Here is a 17,312-nt window from a genome sequence, read left to right as displayed (position 1 = left end):
CCAGGTAGTTGGCCCAGGTCAGAGTCTTGTCGATCTCGACATAGGTCTGGGTCCAGAAGCTGTAGGCCACCAGGATCCCCAGCGGCGCAGCCACCAGAAGCCCCACATAAAGCGACGCCGGGGCGCTTAATGCATAACCTTTGCCTGCTTCGCTTTGAATGTACAATTGTCATTCCTCCCTGGCATTGACGCTAAATCCGGTTGGAGAAAGCGCCCCAATTTCTCCCACGCTCCGTGTAGATATCTTCAGCAGGCACCGCAGAATCTTGCAGGCGCCAGAACTGGACACTACGGTGACCCAACTGCCGCCCTGACACCCGGAACGGCCTTGTCTTGCGAGCTGCCGTGATGCCGTTCCCTGCCCGGCCGTTAGGTCGTGGTCCCATAACGATCCGGCAGCAATGGATTCATCTCAACTAAATAAATTTCGATCGTCACCAAGAAAATTACACCGTCGGATTCGGCCGCAGAATCAAATTTGAGGACCCCGCAATTAAATTTGTTTGAGTTCACCCGCCCCCTGCTCGACAGTTTTTCAACCGAAACCTCAGCGACAGCAGGGCGAGCGTAATGGAAACAAAAGCAAGAGTGGTCATTATCGGCGGCGGGGTCGTCGGTTGCAGCATCCTCTATCACCTGGCCAAACGGGGCTGGAAGGATGTGGTGCTGCTGGAACGGCAGGAGCTGACCGCAGGCTCCTCCTGGCACGCGGCCGGCAACCTGTTCACCCTGACTGCCCCAGGCAATGCTGCGGTTCTGCAAAAGTACACCATCGACCTCTACCCGGAGCTGGAGCGTGAAAGCGGCCAGGAGTGCGGCCTGCACTATAACGGTGAGCTGCTGGTCGCGAAGGATGAGGAAGAGATCAAGACGCTCGCCATCGCCCATGCCTTCGGCAAGCGTTATGGCATTGAATCCGAATTTATCTGCCCGGACCGCGCCAAGGAGCTTGCTCCGACCCTCAACACCGATGACCTGACCGCGATCCTGCATGAAAAAACAGCCGGTTACTGTGATCCAGCTAGCGTCACCCATGCCTTCGCCAAGGCCGCGCGCAACTACGGCGCCACAATCCACCGCCACACCCCGGTATTGGAAACCAACCAGCGCCACGACGGCAAATGGGACGTGGTGACCGAAAACGGCACCATCACCGCCGATTACGTGGTCAATGCCGCCGGCCTCTGGGGCCGCGAAGTGGCGGCGCTGGCGGGCATCAAGCTGCCCCTGATGCCGGTCGAGCACCATTACCTGATCACCGAAGAGATCCCCGAGATGGCGGAAATCGGCAGTGATCACGCCCTGCTGTCCTATGCCGATGCGAACCTTTACATGCGCCCCGAGGGCAAGGGGCTTTTGATCGGCGCCTATGAAAGCAAATGCATCCACTGGTCCGAAGACGGCACCCCCTTGGACTTCGGTCACGAGCTGCTGCCCGACGATCTGAGCCGGATGGAGGACGAGTTTCTGCAAGCGGTCGAGCTGATCCCCAGCCTCGCCGATGCCGGCATCAAGAGCGTGATCAACGGCCCCATGATCTTCTCCCCCGACCTCGGCCCGCTGATCGGCCCCTACCCTGGCAAGCCAGGCTACTTCTGCGCCAACGGCGTGATGACCGGCTTCAACCAGGGCGGCGGCATCGGCAAGGTGCTGGCGGAATGGATCATCGACGGCGAGCCCTCGCTGGACGTCAGCTTCTGGGACGTGGCCCGCTACGGCGACTATGCCGGCAGCCGCTACGCCAAGCAGATGACCAAATACTGGTATGAAAACCGCTCCAGCCGGATCTACCCCTACCAGACCTTCCCGGCAGCGCGTCCGATGAAAACGTCACCAATCTATGACCGGCTAAAAAACGCAGGCGCAGTGTTCGGCGAGACCTGCGGTTGGGAAGACGCCTATTGGTATGCAACCAACGATGCCGAGCGGCAGGAGAGCTATTCCTACGAGCGCCCGGCCTGGCTCGAAGCTGTGGCGCGCGAATCCCGCGCGGTGCGCGAGACCGCAGGCCTGTTCGAGCTGACCAGCTATGGCAAATACCGTTTCAGCGGCGCCGCTGCAGTGGCCTATCTGGACCGGATCATGGCCAACAAGATCCCGGCCGTGAGCAAAACCGCTCTTTGCCCGATGCTGAGCCACAAGGGCAAGGTGATCGGCGATTTCACCGTGACCCGCCTCAGCGAGGGCAGTTGCCTGGTGCTGGGTTCTGGCTCGATGGAGAAAATCCACGAGCGCTGGTTCCTGGAGACGATGCCGGAAAGCGGCGTCGCTTACGAGAACCTGACCAACCGCTATGCAGGCCTGCATGTGGCCGGCCCCAACGCCAAGGCGATCATGGCAGCGGTGGCACCGGGCGTCAGCTTTGACAGCGCCGACTTCCCGCTCCTGTCGGGCCGCGAAATGGACCTGGGCCCCGGCCCCGGCGCCTTTGTCATCCGGGTCTCTTATACCGGCGAATGCGGCTACGAGATCTACATGCCGATGGAATACCAGCGCACGCTGTTCGAGGAGATCCTGGCAGCGGGCGAACCCCACGGCCTGACCCTCGCAGGCGGCCACGCGCTGATGGCGCTGCGGCTGGAAAAAGGCTTTGCCGGCTGGAACATGGAGCTCACCTCCGACTACTACCCCCACGAAACCGCACTGGCGCGCTTTGTCCGCTTCGGCAAGGGTGACTTCATCGGCCGCGAGGCTGCCTTGGCTGCCAAGGAGGCCGGGCCGCGGGAGTGCTTCGTGCAATTCGCAGTCGACGCGGGCGGGACCGACGCCTACGGCGGCGAGCCGGTGTTCTTGAATGGCAAGCTGGCCGGCTACACTAGCTCCGGCGGCTACGGTTACTGCGCGGACACCAGCCTGGCGCTCGGCTACCTCTACCCCGACGCCATCGACCCAGCCGCCGAATACGAGATCGACATCGCCGCCAAGCGGTGCAAGGCGCGCCTGCTGACCGCCCCGCCCGTCGACCCCGAGGGCCTGCGGATGCGCGGCTGACAAGTTGCTATCACCGGAATGGGCTGGGGCACTATCCTCACCGCATCCAGCCCCGCGAACCGGAGCAGTGCCGCCTAGGCCTGCTCCGGTTCTTCTTTTGTTACGGCCTGCGCTACAGCGGCCGTGCTGGCGCCCAAAGGGTTTTCAGCTGGATTTCTGTGCGTGATCTCTGTGCTGCCGCGTTATGGGCGGCGGTGAAGCACCGCGAAGGGAATGAAAGCGCAAAAAACTGCAGAACCGGTCTTCTTTTGCGGCGCAGCCGCGGCTAGCCGCCACTGGTAGAATTCGCGAGGAATGCGGAAATGGGTTGCCATGCACTGGCTGCCAGCAGCAGCTCATAAAAAAGCTGCCCGGCCATGGGGAGCCGGGCAGAAAGACCTTATGCAGCTCCGCTGCCGCATAAGGCTGGGAGAATGTTCGCAGGTCAGGCAGCTGCGCCGTGGATCTCCTGCTTGCGGCGGGCCATGTAGTCCTTCAGCTGGTCCTCAATTGCCGCGTCGATAGGTGGCTGCTCATACTGGGCCAACATCTGCTTCCAGATCCCATTGGCGCGCTGCGCGGTATCCTTGCTGCCGCGGTCGCTCCAGTTCTCGTAATTGTCCCAGTCCGACACCAGCGGCGTGTAGAAGGCGCTCTCATAGCGCTCCAGCGTGTGCTGGGTGCCAAAGAAATGGCCGCACGGGCCCACTTCGCGGATTGCGTCCAGGCCGATGGCCGCATCGGACACCTCGAACGGCTGCTGCGCCGCCGCCATCATCTGCAGCATCTCCGCATCGATGATCAGCTTCTCGAAAGAGGCCACCAGCCCACCGCCCAGCCAGCCCGCGCCCTGGTTCAGCAGATGCACATGACCGCTCATCGCACCCCACAGCGACATCTGGCTTTCATAGGCCGCCTGCGCATCGACCGCGTTGGAGGCGGTCACATTGCTGGAGCGGAAGGGGATGCCGTAGCGCCGCGCCAGCTGCCCTGTAGCCTGCGCCGCCAGCGTGTATTCCGGGGTGCCAAAGGCCGGTGAGCCGGTCTTCATATCCACGTTGGACGTGAAGCCGCCATAGATAACCGGGGTGCCCGGGCGTACACATTGCGCCAGCACGATACCAGACAGCGCTTCGGCGTTCTGCTGGGTCAGCGCGCCCGCAATGGTCACCGGCGACATCGCACCGGCCAGCGTGAACGGGGTGATGATCACGGGCTGGCCGTGCTTGGCCATCTCGATCAACCCCTCTCCCATTGGCCCGTCTATCTGCAACGGCGAGTTGGTGTTGATCACGGTGGTGAACACCGGCTTGCCGATCAGCTCCTCGCGCGAGCAACCCAATGAGATCGCGGCCATTTCCAGCCCGTCACGGGCGCGGTCGGCGCCCAGCCCCCAGGGTTGCCAGTTCTTGTCGGTCAGGGTGATCTGCGCGAAATGCAGATCCAGGTGGCGGCTCTCCTGCGGCAGGTCCAGCGCTTCGAACGGGCCGCCGCCCTCCTGATGCAGGATGTTCAGGCTCTGCACCAGCCGGATAAAATCACACATCTCCGCATAGGTGCCCTGACGCCGCCCCTTGTCGAGATCGGAGACAAAGGCCGGACCGCCGACCGAGGCAAAGATCGCGCAGTCGTCGCCCAGCTGCACATTGCGCTCCGGGTTGCGCGCGTGCAGCGTGAACGACGACGGCGGCAGCTTCAGCTTCTCTTCCACCAGCCCGCGGTCGAACCAGGCCATCTCCTCGCCGTGGTCCACCTTGGCCCCGGCCTCCTGCAGATAACGGCGTGCCTCGGGGTCCAGCACCTTGACGCCGATTTCCTCCAGGATCGTCAGCGAGGCCTCGTGGATCGCCTCGATTTGATCGGCGCTCAGCACATTCGTGGGGGCGGTACGGTAACGGACCTGGGTCCAGATCGACTGGGTTACCGCACCGCCGCTGCGGTCCGGCCGGGCGCCGCCACGGGCGCGTCTTCGTGCAGAGGTTCGGGTCATGGCTACCTTCCTGCGGAGAGCTATATACTGTTCAACTGTACAATAGATAAGCACGGAAATTAGCCCCGCGCAATCTTTATTGCTCAAATGTACAATAAAGTATCCGGCCGCCTGCCCGGATCAGCCAAGTGCCGCCCAAGCATTCCCGGACTCGCCGCTCACCGCGATCATCCAATGCCGGAAACGCGGCCCATACGGCAGGCCAGCGCCGCGGGGGGTGGTCACCAGCGCCAGGCACCAGCCGGTGGAAACGACCGTCGGCAATGGCGCCACCAGGCGGCCGGCCGCCAGGTCATGGTCCAAATACGGCCTGCGGCCCATGGTGATTCCCAGCCCTTCTTTGGCAGCTTTCAGGCAGCTGGAACACATATCCAGCTCCAGGTAGCGGGCCTTCCTGTGATCCGCGATTCCCTGCGCCTCGAACCAAGACTTCCATTCCTCGTCCTCGGACAGGCTGGCGATCAGGGTGTGCTGCAGCAGGTCCTGCGGGCTTTCGACCGGCCCATGCGCCGCCAGATACTCCGGCGCCGCCACCGGCACGATATCATCGGAAAACAGCACTGCGGCATTCTCCGGCACTTCCTCCTTCGGCAGATAGACCAGGGCAAAATCCGCCTCCCGGTTCAAACCATCTCCCACCAGCTCGGAGGTGCTCAGCCGGACCGCGATATCAGAGTGCTTCTGATGAAAATCCCCCAGCTGCGGAATCAGCCATACATCGGCCAGCGATGGGAACAGGTTCAGCGTCAGCTGCGACCGCCCGGTTGAGCGCGCCAGCACATCTGTCGCCATCTCGATCCCATCCAGCGCAACACTTAGGCGTTCGAAATAGGCCTGGCCTTCTTCACGCAGGATCAGCCGGTTGTTGCGCCGGATGAACAGCGGCATCGCCACAAAATCCTCAAGCGCCTTGACCTGATGGCTGACGGCCGAAGCGGAAATGCCCAGCTCTTCCGCCGCCAGCTGAAAGTTGCAATGGCGCGCCGCTGCCTCAAAGGCCTTGACTGCCGCAAAGGGGGGAAGCCGTCTTTTCATGGTTCAATCCGCCGGTATTCAGGACCCATCCAATGTGACGCCAAGCGCCTGATTTCTCAATGGAAGACTTAAATTGAGCCACCGCTGAATTTTTTTACCCTGTCGGGCAGGGCCGGTGCCGCGCCATCATCATCCGGTAAACTTCCCAGCAGAACGAAGCCCGGAACGGGCGCCGGAGACGATGCAGTATTCAGTCACATCTTTGGTGAAACAGGCCTTGCGCGGCCACCAGGGCTGGCCCGAGGCCTTCCGCCACCCGGAGCCCCGGAAGCACTATGACGTGGTGATCATCGGCGGCGGCGGCCACGGGCTGGCAACCGCCTATTACCTGGCCAAAGAGCACGGCATCACCAATGTGGCGGTGCTGGAAAAAGGCTGGATCGGCAGCGGCAACACCGGCCGCAACACCACCATCGTGCGCTCCAACTACTTGCTGAACAGCGAAATTCCCCTGCTGGAATGGTCGCTGAAACTGTGGGAGGGCCTCAGTGCGGAGTTGAACTACAACGTCATGTTCTCCCAGCGCGGCGTGCTCGACATCTTCCACACCGACGGCCAGCGCGACGAGGCGGTGCGCCGCGGCAATGCGATGATCATGAACGGCGTCGATGCGGTGATGCTGGACCGCCGCCAGGTGCTGGAGATGATGCCGCTGGTGGACGCAAACAACGGCCGCTTCCCGGTGCTGGGCGGGCTGCTGCAGCCGCGCGCCGGCAGCGCGCGCCACGACGCCGTGGTCTGGGGCTATGCCCGCGCCGCCGACCGGCTGGGCGTCGACATCATCCAGAACTGCGAGGTCACCGGCTTTGAACGAGACGCCAGCGGCCGCATGACCGGGGTAGAGACCAGCCGCGGCCGGATCGGTGCGGGCAAGGTCGCGGTCTGCGTGGCGGGCCACACCAGCCAGGTGATGCAGATGGCCGGCATCAAGCTGCCGGTGGAAAGCCACAAGCTGCAGGCCTTCGTCTCCGAGGCGGTGAAACCCTGCGTCGACACCGTCGCCACCTTTGGCGTCGGCCATCTGTATGTCAGCCAGTCCGACAAGGGCGGCCTGGTCTTCGGCGGCATGCTGGACGGCTACAACAGCTTTGCGCAGCGCGGCAACCTGCCGATTGTCGAGGACGTGGCCGAGGCGATGATGATGTTCCTGCCCAGCTTGGGCCGGGTGCGCCTGCTGCGCCACTGGGCCGGCGTGGTCGACATGACGATGGATGGCTCCCCCTACATCTGCAAGACACCGGTCGAGGGTCTCTATCTGAACGGCGGCTGGAACTATACCGGCTTCAAGGCGATCCCCGGTGCCGCCTGGTGCTTTGCCCATACCGTCGCGAAAGACGCGCCACACAAGTACAACGCGCCGTTCCACCTTGACCGTTTTGCCGAAGGCCGCCCGGTGGATGCCACCGGCGGCGGCCCCTTCCCCAACCACCACTGAGGAGGGCTGACACCCGATGCGCATCCCTTGCCCGCTGTGCGGCGACCGCCCACTGGAAGAATTTGTCTACCGCGGCGACGCCACCCTCACCCGCCCTGCCGCAGACGCGCCCATGGAGGCCTGGGTCGATTACGTCTACCTGCGCGACAACCCCAAGGGCCCCCACCGCGAACACTGGCGCCACGCCCAGGGCTGCGGCAGCTGGCTGATTGTGGACCGCAACACCGTCACCCATGAAATCACTCAGGCCATTCAGGCCCGCCCCGGCGGGGAGGTGCAGCGATGACCTGCCAGACCCACCGGCTGAATGGCACAGGCCGCTGCCTGAACCGCAGCAAGCCCATCAGCTTTACCTTCGACGGCAAGCGCTACAGCGGTTTTGAGGGCGATACGCTCGCCTCTGCCCTCTTGGCCAATGGCGTCCGCCTGGTCGCACGCAGCTTCAAGTACCACCGCCCGCGCGGCATCTTCACCTGCGACCCGCATGAACCCAGCGCCCTGGTTCAGCTGCGCAGCGGCGCCCGGCAGGAACCCAACGTCCCCGCCACCATGGTGGAGCTCTATGACGGGCTGGAGGCCACCAGCCAGAACCGCTGGCCCTCGCTGCGCTACGACCTCTTGTCGGTGAACCAGCTGATTTCGCCGTTCTTTGCCGCCGGGTTCTACTACAAGACCTTCAAATGGCCCGCAAAATTCTGGACCAGCCTCTATGAGCCGGTGATCCGCCGCGCCGCAGGCATGGGCCGCCTGTCAGGCAGCATCGACCCCGACACCTATGAGAAGGTCCACCACCACTGCGATATCCTGGTGATCGGCGGCGGGGCTGCAGGCCTCAGCGCCGCCCGCGCCGCAACCCAAGACGGCGCCCGGGTGACCCTGGTGGAGGAACGCGCCCGCCTCGGCGGCTTTGACAGCACCGGCCTGGAACAGGACATCGCCGCGCTAAAAGCACTGGAGAACGTCCGCATCCTGCCTCGCACCATGGCGTTCGGCTGGTATGACAACAATACCTTCGGCGCGGTTGAGCAGGTCTCCGACCACCTGCCAGTCCCCGCCCCCCATCAGCCGCGCCAGCGGATGTGGAAGATCGTGGCGCCCCAGGTGATCCTGGCTACCGGCGCCCATGAACGCTCGCTGAGCTTCGGCAACAACGACCGCCCCGGCGTGATGCTCGCCTCCGCCGCCGAGCGCTACTTGCGCGACTACGGCGTCCGTCCCGGCAGCCGCGCGGTGATCTTCACCACCAACGACAGCACCGCAGGCCTGGCCGAGGCGCTGAGGGCGGCTGGCGTCACCGTCGCCGCAGTGGCCGACGCCCGCAACGGCGATGAGATCGAAACCGTGCATGGCCGCACTGCAGTCACGGGTGTCACCCTGCGCCAGAAGGACGGCAGCCGCCGCACCGTGGACTGCGATGCGGTCTGCGTCTCCGGCGGCTGGAACCCGGCGGTGCAGCTGCTGGCACAGCGCGGCCAGAAACCGCGCTGGAGCGACAACCTGCAGGCCTTCCTGCCGCAGGAGATGGCGGGCGCGGATTTCCTCTTCACCGGCAGCCTGGCCGGGCTTGAGGCCCGCGAAGATTGCCAGACCCACGGCCGCATGGCGGGCGAGGCCGCCGGCAAACGCTTTGCCGCCCGGGACAGCGCAAGCCTGGCGGACTACCACAGCTATCTGGAGGCCAATGAGGCGCGCGCCGCCAAATTCGCCTACTTCGAGTCCAGCACCGGGAAGTCAAAGAAATTCATAGATTTGCAGCATGACGTGACTGCGGGCGACGTCTCGCTGGCCACCCGCGAGGGCTACCGCTCGGTCGAGCATGTCAAACGCTACACCACCCTTGGCATGGCAACCGATCAGGGCAAGACCTCCAACATCCACGGCATCGCCGCGATGTCCAAGGCGCTGGACAAGCCGATGAGCCAGGTCGGCACCACCGGCTTCCGCCCGCCCTACCGGCCGGTCAGCCTCGGCGCGCTGGCGGGCCGCTCCCGCGGCAAGCACTGGCGCCCGATCCTGCGAACCCCGCTGCATGGCTGGGTCGAGGACAAAGGCGGTGTGTTCATTGAATCCGGCCTCTGGCACCGCAGCCAGTATTTCCCCAAGCCGGGCGAGACTATGAGCCAAGCCATCAGCCGCGAGGTTCAGGCCGTACGCAGCGCGGTGGGCTTCTGCGATGTCTCCACCCTGGGCAAGATCGACCTGCAAGGCCCCGATGCTGCGGCCTTTCTCGACCGGGTCTACAGCAACGGCTTCGCCAAGCTGCCGGTGGGCAAGTCCCGCTACGGGCTGATGCTGCGCGAGGACGGCATCGTGATGGACGACGGCACCGTTTCGAGGCTGGCTGAGGATCACTACTTCATCACCACCACATCGGCAGAATCCGATAGTGTTATCAGCCATCTGGAATACTGCCATCAGGTACTCTGGCCGGAGCTGGACGTTGTTTTTGCCGATGCGGGCGAGGATTGGGCGGGCATCGCCCTGGCAGGCCCCCGCGCCCGCGACGTGCTGGTCCGGATCGCCCCGGAGATGGATGTGAGCAACGCCGCCCTGCCCTTCCTCGCCGCGCGCGAAGGCACGGTGCTGGACGGCGTGCCCGCGCGGCTATTCCGGGTCTCTTTCTCGGGTGAGCTGGCCTTTGAACTCTATGTGCCCTCCGCCTACGGCCGCCCCCTGGCCGAGGCGCTGGAGCGCGAGGGCGCTGAATTCGGCATCACGCCTTATGGGGTCGAGGCGCTGGACGTGCTGCGGATCGAAAAGGGGCATGTCAGCTCGGAGCTGAACAAGTTCACCACCGCAGCGGACCTGGGCCTTGGCATGATGATGTCCAAGAAAAAGGACTTCATCGGCCGCGCCCTCAGCAGCCGCCCTGGGCTGACCGACCCCGATCGCGAGGTTGTGGTGGGGCTGAAACCTCTGGACCCTTCGCACAGCTTCCGCCAGGGCGCCCATATCACTGCCAGGGGCGCCCCCCTCGCGCCGGAGAATGACGACGGCTACATCACCTCCGCCGCCTGGAGCCCTACGCTGGAAAGCCATATCGCCATCGCTCTGGTACGGCGCGGCCGTGAACGGGTGGGCGAGGTGGTGGAGATCATCGACCCCCTGCACGGCGAGGAACCGGTTCCCGCCACCATCGTGTACCACCATTTCTATGATCCGGAGAATGCCCGTGTGCGCAGCTGAAGCCCGCCCCCTGTTCTGCCTAGAAGACCTGGAGCTGACCGGTATACCCGCCGCAGGCCCTGCCGGGGTGGAGGTCCGGATCGTGACCGGCACCACCATGCTGCGGATCATGCCCTTCCGGGACCAGGCAGCAGCCGCAGGCGCCGCTCTGGCGCCCTTCGGTTTTACCGCCCTGCCCGCTCCGGGTCGATTTGCTGAAGCCCGCGAAAACCGGCTGGCCTGGGCGGCTGGCAACTGCTGGCATTTGATCAGCCCCCGCACCGCCCCGGCCCTTGAGCAGGAGCTGAAACAATCGCTAGCAGGTCTGGCCGCCGTCAGCAGCGCCGGCAGTGGGCTTCTGCGCCTGCAGATCAGTGGCACTGCCGCCTGCGCATTGATGGCCAAGGGCTGCGTACTGGATCTGAACCGCTTTGCGCCAGGCCACTGTGCCATCAGCCTAATGGCGCACACGAGGATTCAACTGCACCGCTGCGCGGACACAGAGTTTGGCCTTCTAATCCCCGCCAGCCACGCTGCCAGCTTCTGGGAGTGGCTCACCATGTCCGCCGCCGAATTCGGACTGGCGGTGCAGACGACCGCGGCTGCCGTATTGGAAGACGGGGACCCGCTGCCGGCAGCCCTCTCCGCCTGACGCGGCAGCAGCTATCCAGCATTCCTACTGAAAGAAAAGGCCGCCAGGAGTGTACCCGGCGGCCTTTTCTGGTATCCGCGGCTTCCTTTGGCTAAGCCTCGAACTCCTCCCACGGGTAATGGGACAGCAATTCCCAGCTTGTTTCGGTGACAAAGATCATCTGCTCCAGCTTGACCCCTTCCATCGCGCCTTCCTCACCGATGTAGGATTCAACCGCCAGCACCATGCCCGGCTCCACCACACCCTCATAGCCGTATTCCTCCAAGTCTTCGCGGTAGGGAATAGATGGGTATTCATCACACAGCCCAACCCCATGTGCCAGGCAACCATAACGATTCTTCTTGAACCGGTCCGGGATGGGCCAGGATTTCTCGGCAATCTCCCGGTAGGACATGCCGGGCCTGATCACCTCCATGTTGAACTCCACCTGCTCGCGCGCCAGCTGATACAGATCCGCCTGCTCCCGCGTCCAGACATCGCCGCATACCCAGGCACGGGAAATATCCGCGCAATAGCCGTAAGGCCCGACCAGGTCGGTGTCGAAGGACACCATGTCGCCCGCCTCGATCACCCGCATCGAGCTTTCGTGGAACCAAGGATTGGTGCGCGGACCAGAGGCCAGCAAGCGGGTTTCAATCCACTCGCCGCCTTCGGCGATATTGACCTCATGCAGCTTGGCCCACAGGGCGTTTTCGGTGATGCCCGGTCGCAGCGCATCGCGCATCGCATGCATTCCCTTGTCGGCCACCGCAATCGCCGCCTTCATCAGTTCCAGTTCTCCGGGAGATTTGATCGAACGCGCCACCTCGGCCACGCTCTGGCCGTCTACGATCTCGAACCCCAGGCCCTGAACGGCACTGCCCCCCAGATGTGACAGCCGGTCGATCGCCAGCCGACTTTCGCCCGGACAGCAGCGGGCCATCAACCCTCCGATCTGGGTGCCGAAGGCCTCGGCCCATTCTTCCACCCGGTTGCCGGCGGCAAAGAAGTAATGCACCTTCATCACCCCGTAATTGTCCACTGTCGGCAGCCCTTCCGCCAGGAAGGGCATATCGGCGTAATCCAGCAATGTCACCGGCCCGTCGGCGGGCACAAACACACAGCGGGTCTCGAAATGCATGCACCAGATCTGCATGTTAGTGCAGTCGGTGGCATATCGGGTGTTGATCGGATCCAGAAGCAGGAGCGCCGGCACATCCTGCCGCTGCATTTCCGACTGCAGCCGCCCCAGCCGGTAGCGGCGCACCGCGTCCAGATCCGTGGGCGGCACGGAGTGGTCCATCGCACCGTGCTGCACAGGCCCTTCTCGCCGGTCCATCCGTACCGGCCAACTGCGATCGTGGTTACTGATCACTTTATTCTTTGGCATCCCAGCCTCCTCACAGTTTGTTCCAGCCTGATTGCAATGGCGCCAGCCGGCCCGTTGACCCGGTCGGCTGGCAGGTTTCACGGCCCGGCAAAGCCGTCACCGGAGCGGATCAGCCCCGTTTGCGCAAAAGCCGCAGCTTGGACAGGAAATCCTGCTTGTTGTGGTAGGCCCCGCACAGACGGCGGTGGCCCTCGTAGGCTTCCCGCGCGTGCAGCACCCGCCAGTTGTCGAACAACACCACCGTGCCGGGACGCAGGCCGAAGCGCAGTTGGTAAGCGCGGTCGTTGATGAGGCTGTTGAACAGCGTCAGGCTCCGGTAGAAGGCCGCCTGACGGCTGTCTTCCAGGCGGAACGGCGCACGGTCATAGTTGTTGTAGGTGATCTTGCGCAGGCCGCCGTTGCGGTCCAGGCCGATGACCGGATTTTCCGCCATCAGATGCACCCGTCGCCTTAGTACTGAGCGGGTACCGGCACACTGGCCAGCACCTCAAAAGCCTCGGGATCCTGTTCCAGGATGTCCTCTGCCACCTTGAAGGCATCAACAAAGATGCTCTCGCCTCCGGTGCCGTCGAACTCGAGGCAGTGGAACGCCTGATAGCCGGGGGAGTCGATGGCATAGGTGCCATCGGTGTGCAGGCCGATTTCCACCGTCGAATAGGCGGTATCAGCAAAGGCCTTGTTGGCGGTGAAGTCCCAGAACCCGCCCAAAATGGTCTGGCGGATATAGCCCACCCACTTCAGCAGTTCCTCGGTGGCCTCCGGCGTGGCCGGGACGCCGGTCACCAGCGCAAACCCGTGGCGGTCGACGAGATCCAGCCACCCAGCCAAGCCGCTGCTGTCCTCCGCCATCACCGCAGCGTGGGGCACCTCCGGCAGCCCGCCCTCCAGATCTGCCGCCATCCACAGGCTCTTCGGGCGGTCCTCCTGCCAAAGGCCCGGCTCTGCCATCGCCTCCAGGAAGGATACCGGGTACTCGCTTTCGTCAGCCTCTTGCGGCCAGGCCACGTAAACCGTCCCGGCCTCCAGCCGCGCGGAAAGAGGCGCCAAGTCAACGGGAATTGCAAAGGTGTCGACCGACCGCTGCTGCGATTCCAGATTCCTGCCGCGGGCACTATGGCAGTGGTCGCGCAGCCAAACCGCCGGATAGCGGGCGACCCGGCCGGTGCCGGTCCAGCAAATTTCCAGTTGCGTGCCAGACACCTGGAGAGATTCGATTTTGACTGACATCCCGTGCTCCTGTTTGCAGTTCCAACTGTGCCGCCTCAAGCCATTGTACACATGTAAAACTAACGTCAAGAGTTATTGTCCAAATGTACAATTGAATACCTTACAGTAGCGGGCAAAAAGTTTGCACTTCCCGCCGGTTGCTGTACAAGTATTCAATTAACCGGAAACAGGCAGGGATGGATCAAACTTGGCCAACCAGAAGAGACAGCGCCTCAACCCCGAAGACCGGCGTCGGCTGATGCTGCAAGGAGCCAGGGATTCGCTTGCGAAATACGGTGCCCAAGGCACTGGCGTCCGGGAAATCTGCAAGGACCTAGGGGTTTCCCCGGGTCTGCTTACCCACTACTTCAACGGCAAGGACAGCCTGTTCCTCGAGGCTTACCAAGACATGGCAAAGCAATACCTTGCCGAAGTCCGCGCAATCACCGGCAACACAGAATTGAGTGCCGAAGAGCGACTGAAACAGCTGTTTCAGCTGTACTTTTCAAACGAATGGTCAAACGACGGCGTTATTGGAACCTACACAGGTTTCTGGAGCCTTTCGCAAACAAACCCGGCATTGAAATCTGCCTTCGAGGAAACGTTTCAGCAGCAGCGGGCCGTATTCGAACTCCTTATTCGAGACCTTATCGAAGAACGCGGGATATCTGTAGATTCGGAGACTTTCGCCACGTTCCTCTTGGTTCTTCTGGAAGGTGTCTGGTTTGAAAGCTGCCTGAATCCCAAGGCGGTCGACAAGGTACAAGTCCAAGCGTTCTGCTGGGATTGGCTGGAGTGTTATATGGCCGCCAAAAGCACCGCCTGAGTCAGACAAACTCCTGCGTCAACCTGTTCCGGCCCAGCTTTAGTACTCTGATAGTTGCTGAAAGGCTTGGCGTACTGCAACTTTCCGTTGCCAGTATAAATACGCAAAAAAGCTATCTATCGATGGTAAAGAACCGAGGATGGCCGCGAATCTTTGAGTACCTGCAGCAGTAGCAGGCAAATGCCGGCCTATCAGGCCTAGTACATGGTATCTTGCCTTCCCTCCGATTGGCAGCCTGGCCGTGCGGCGCTGACTTTTGTTTTGTTCAGCACCGACGTTATTCGCTTTTCACATATGCTGTATGATGCACGAAAGGCCGCAATAACGGGCTGCAACCCGGCTGGGTCAGGTCACGACGTCTCTTCGCAATGGCCGGACTCAGCCATCGCTTCTGCCTTGGGTGCACTTGATGTTGCACTGTACCCGAGGTCTGCTTTGAGCCGTTTCCCCGAAGCTGACGATCGTGCTTGGCGTGGCGAAAGCACGAAAGGAGACCAAAACCGCTGCCACCGTGCTCACAGCCTCTTCGCTAATGCAGCATGTCGGCAGCAGCTCAAGCCGGACCAAGGGCTTAGGTCTGCATCAGAAAGAGCTAATCTTCTCTGAAACGTCGTTGGCCTCAACACGATAGCGGGTCACCTCAGTTGCAGAGGATCAGCCGTCCTGCACAATTCCTGCTCTACACCGGCTTAGCAGTCCCGATTTTGCTCCAAAGCTCATCAGCAACGACGCCAATTGCCTGGTCCCTGCGCCTCATCTTGAAGATCATGGTCCGGCGAAGCGGGAACCCTTCCAGGTTCAGGGAAAGCAGAGCCCCGGACCGCCGCTCCTCCACCGTCATGTGATCGGGCAATCCGCCCCAGCCGAGGCCTGCAAGAATCACCTGTTTCTTGGCCGCGAGATCTGAGACCGTCCATTTCAGCCCGCCCGGCAGCAGATCCCGGCTCTGGTCATGGGTTGCGCCGCCCGTGCCAGCCGCGACCACCTGCACATGGCTTTGCATTTCGGATGCGGAGAAGGCCCGCGAACCGGCGGGCAGGCCCAGCCCGGGGGCGGCCACCGGCCGGATGGTGACCTCTGCAACCGGCTCTGCCTCCACCTCGTCCAGGGGGACCCCGTCGAGCGAGGCCAGCGCGATATCCGCCTTGCCCTCCATCAGCCGGGCAATCGGGCCGCCCATCATTTCCATCCGCAGCCGCAGGTGGGTGGCCGGGTGGCGCTGCCCGGTATCTGCAAGCGCTGGCAGCAGCGGGGCCAGATCCATTGTTGCGCTGACCGCAATTGTCAGCTCCGGCTCTTCGCGGGCGCGCAGGCGGGACGCGGTGGTGCGCAGCCCCTGCATCTGCCGCAGCACCCGGGAGGCCTCGCGGTAGAAGATCTCACCCGCCGGGGTGAGCGCGGGGCGGTAGGCCTCGCGGCTGAACAGCTCCAGCTCCAGTTCTTCTTCCAGCTGGCGGATGGTGTGGCTGATGGCGGACTGCGATTTGTGCAGGCGCTCCGCCGCGCCGCGGAATGTGCCGGTTGCGACAATGGCGTCCAGGGCAATGAGCTGGTCGTGTTTCATGCGTGTCCAAGATGATCTGTTTTTCTGATCATTAAGCTGAAAACATAATATTATCAATCAATCATATCAGGAGGTAGTCAGAGGCCATCACCAATCAAAGGAGACTGTGATGAAACTCTACTACAAGCCCGGTGCCTGCCCGCTGGCCAGCCATATCGCCCTGCATGAAACCGGCCGCCCGTTTGAAATCGAAGCCGTCGATACCGCGGCGGGCCGGACTGAAACCGGTGCGGACTACCGCGCGATCAACCCCAAGGGCTATGTTCCGGCCCTGGGCCTGGACGATGGCAGCGTTCTGACCGAGGGGGCGGCGGTTTTGCAGTATATCGCAGACAGCAGCCCTGAGGCAGGTCTGGCCCCGGCGGCTGGGACTTTGGCGCGCGCCCGGATGCAGGAACAGCTCAACTGGATCGGGACCGAGCTGCACAAGGCATTTGGCCCGCTGTTCCGCGAGGGCACGTCCGAGGCCGGGAAAGACGCGGCGCGAACAGCCGTTGCGGGTAAGTTCGATTTCATTGAAAACCAGTTGGCAGATGGCCGCGAGTGGCTGGTTGAAGACCGGTTCTCGGTGGCGGATGCCTATCTGTTCGTGGTCTCGAACTGGGCGAATTTCACCGGTATCGACCTGGCCCGCTGGCCCAATCTGGCCGCCTTTGTGAGCCGCAGTGCATCCCGCCCGTCGGCACAGGCAGCGATGCGGGCCGAGGGGCTGATCCAATGACGCCCGCCGCCCACAAACAGGTCGGCGACCTGATGGAGGCCTATTTCGAAGGTCTCCACCAGGCCGACAGCACCATGCTGCGCGAGGTGTTCCACCCGCAGCTGGCCTATGTCTGCGCCACGGAAGGCGATGAACTTTACTTGGATCTTGAGACCTACATGAACCGCGTGGACGGGCGCGAGCCGCCCGCCAAACGCGGGGACCCGCGGGAGGAGGAGATCTTGGAGATTGCCTTTGCCAGCGGCAGGATGGCCCGCGTCAGCGCCCGGATGACCATGATGGGCCGTGACTTCCATGACTTCCTGACCCTGGTCCGCCACGGCGCCGAGTGGCGCATCGTTGCGAAAGTATTTTCCTATGTTCCGCGAAAGGACTGACC

General features: G+C 62.9%; 14 protein-coding genes. 8 read left to right on the top strand and 6 right to left on the bottom strand.

The features are described 5' to 3' along the window. The first annotated feature begins 570 nt into the window (after positions 1–570). Positions 571–2,991, top strand: a complete 2,421-nt coding sequence (locus AB1A62_RS20735) for an FAD-dependent oxidoreductase (protein WP_366663362.1) — start codon at positions 571–573, stop codon at positions 2,989–2,991. Positions 2,992–3,415: 424 nt separating this feature from the next. On the opposite strand, the gene AB1A62_RS20730 is transcribed toward AB1A62_RS20735, so the two are convergent. Both AB1A62_RS20730 and AB1A62_RS20725 read right to left on the bottom strand, forming a co-directional pair. Continuing rightward, positions 3,416–4,960 carry a trimethylamine methyltransferase family protein gene (locus AB1A62_RS20730; RefSeq protein WP_366663361.1) on the bottom strand — a complete coding sequence of 515 codons (1,545 nt, stop codon included), beginning with the start codon at positions 4,958–4,960 and terminating at the stop codon, positions 3,416–3,418. Positions 4,961–5,080: 120 nt separating this feature from the next. Then, positions 5,081–5,995 (bottom strand): LysR substrate-binding domain-containing protein, encoded by a 915-nt coding sequence (locus tag AB1A62_RS20725; RefSeq protein WP_366663360.1) that lies wholly within the window; start codon positions 5,993–5,995, stop codon positions 5,081–5,083. Between the two features lie 181 nt (positions 5,996–6,176). Here AB1A62_RS20725 and AB1A62_RS20720 point away from each other — a divergent pair, with 181 nt between their 5' ends. Genes AB1A62_RS20720 through AB1A62_RS20705 form a run of 4 tightly spaced genes read left to right on the top strand, consistent with a single transcriptional unit; the run spans position 6,177 to position 11,247 of the window. After that, entirely contained in the window at positions 6,177–7,430 is a 1,254-nt protein-coding gene (locus AB1A62_RS20720; protein WP_366663359.1) for a sarcosine oxidase subunit beta family protein, read from the top strand. A gap of 16 nt (positions 7,431–7,446) precedes the next feature. Next, the gene (locus AB1A62_RS20715) at positions 7,447–7,716 is read left to right on the top strand and encodes a sarcosine oxidase subunit delta (RefSeq protein ID WP_366663358.1); all 270 of its coding nucleotides are present in this window, start codon (positions 7,447–7,449) and stop codon (positions 7,714–7,716) included. Further along, positions 7,713–10,616, top strand: coding sequence for a sarcosine oxidase subunit alpha family protein (locus AB1A62_RS20710; protein ID WP_366663357.1), 2,904 nt, complete (start codon positions 7,713–7,715; stop codon positions 10,614–10,616). Before AB1A62_RS20715 ends, AB1A62_RS20710 begins: the two co-directional genes overlap by 4 nt. Then, positions 10,603–11,247 (top strand): sarcosine oxidase subunit gamma family protein, encoded by a 645-nt coding sequence (locus tag AB1A62_RS20705; RefSeq protein ID WP_366663356.1) that lies wholly within the window; start codon positions 10,603–10,605, stop codon positions 11,245–11,247. The genes AB1A62_RS20710 and AB1A62_RS20705 overlap by 14 nt, the downstream gene beginning before the upstream one ends. Positions 11,248–11,338: 91 nt before the next feature. Here AB1A62_RS20705 and AB1A62_RS20700 read toward each other — a convergent pair whose 3' ends face one another. The 3 genes from AB1A62_RS20700 to AB1A62_RS20690 all read right to left on the bottom strand — a co-directional run bounded on the left by AB1A62_RS20700 (position 11,339) and on the right by AB1A62_RS20690 (position 13,843). Beyond that, complete coding sequence (locus AB1A62_RS20700; protein ID WP_366663355.1) at positions 11,339–12,616, bottom strand: Xaa-Pro peptidase family protein; 1,278 nt, start codon at positions 12,614–12,616, stop codon at positions 11,339–11,341. 109 nt (positions 12,617–12,725) lie between these two features. After that, positions 12,726–13,049: a TauD/TfdA family dioxygenase gene (locus tag AB1A62_RS20695; RefSeq protein ID WP_366663354.1), complete on the bottom strand. Its 324-nt coding sequence runs from the start codon at positions 13,047–13,049 to the stop codon at positions 12,726–12,728. 17 nt (positions 13,050–13,066) lie between these two features. After that, complete coding sequence (locus AB1A62_RS20690) at positions 13,067–13,843, bottom strand: TauD/TfdA family dioxygenase (RefSeq protein ID WP_366663353.1); 777 nt, start codon at positions 13,841–13,843, stop codon at positions 13,067–13,069. 187 nt (positions 13,844–14,030) lie between these two features. Here AB1A62_RS20690 and AB1A62_RS20685 point away from each other — a divergent pair, with 187 nt between their 5' ends. Continuing rightward, a complete protein-coding gene (locus tag AB1A62_RS20685; RefSeq protein WP_366663352.1) occupies positions 14,031–14,648 on the top strand; it encodes a TetR family transcriptional regulator C-terminal domain-containing protein in 618 nt (205 codons plus the stop codon). Between the two features lie 679 nt (positions 14,649–15,327). Here AB1A62_RS20685 and AB1A62_RS20680 read toward each other — a convergent pair. Further along, positions 15,328–16,212 carry a LysR family transcriptional regulator gene (locus AB1A62_RS20680; RefSeq protein WP_366663351.1) on the bottom strand — a complete coding sequence of 295 codons (885 nt, stop codon included), beginning with the start codon at positions 16,210–16,212 and terminating at the stop codon, positions 15,328–15,330. A 109-nt stretch (positions 16,213–16,321) separates the two neighbouring features. Between AB1A62_RS20680 and gstA the strand changes: the two genes are divergently transcribed. Both gstA and AB1A62_RS20670 read left to right on the top strand, forming a co-directional pair. After that, a complete protein-coding gene (gene gstA / locus AB1A62_RS20675) occupies positions 16,322–16,933 on the top strand; it encodes a glutathione transferase GstA (RefSeq protein WP_366663350.1) in 612 nt (203 codons plus the stop codon). Beyond that, positions 16,930–17,310: a nuclear transport factor 2 family protein gene (locus AB1A62_RS20670; RefSeq protein ID WP_366663349.1), complete on the top strand. Its 381-nt coding sequence runs from the start codon at positions 16,930–16,932 to the stop codon at positions 17,308–17,310. Before gstA ends, AB1A62_RS20670 begins: the two co-directional genes overlap by 4 nt. The last annotated feature ends 2 nt before the right edge of the window (positions 17,311–17,312 follow it).

Origin of the sequence: Leisingera sp. JC11 (genome assembly GCF_040704725.1) — a bacterium.
Classification (GTDB): domain Bacteria; phylum Pseudomonadota; class Alphaproteobacteria; order Rhodobacterales; family Rhodobacteraceae; genus Leisingera.
The sequence above is the reverse complement of the archived record's forward strand: the minus strand, read 5'-3'. Positions and strand labels throughout refer to the sequence as shown.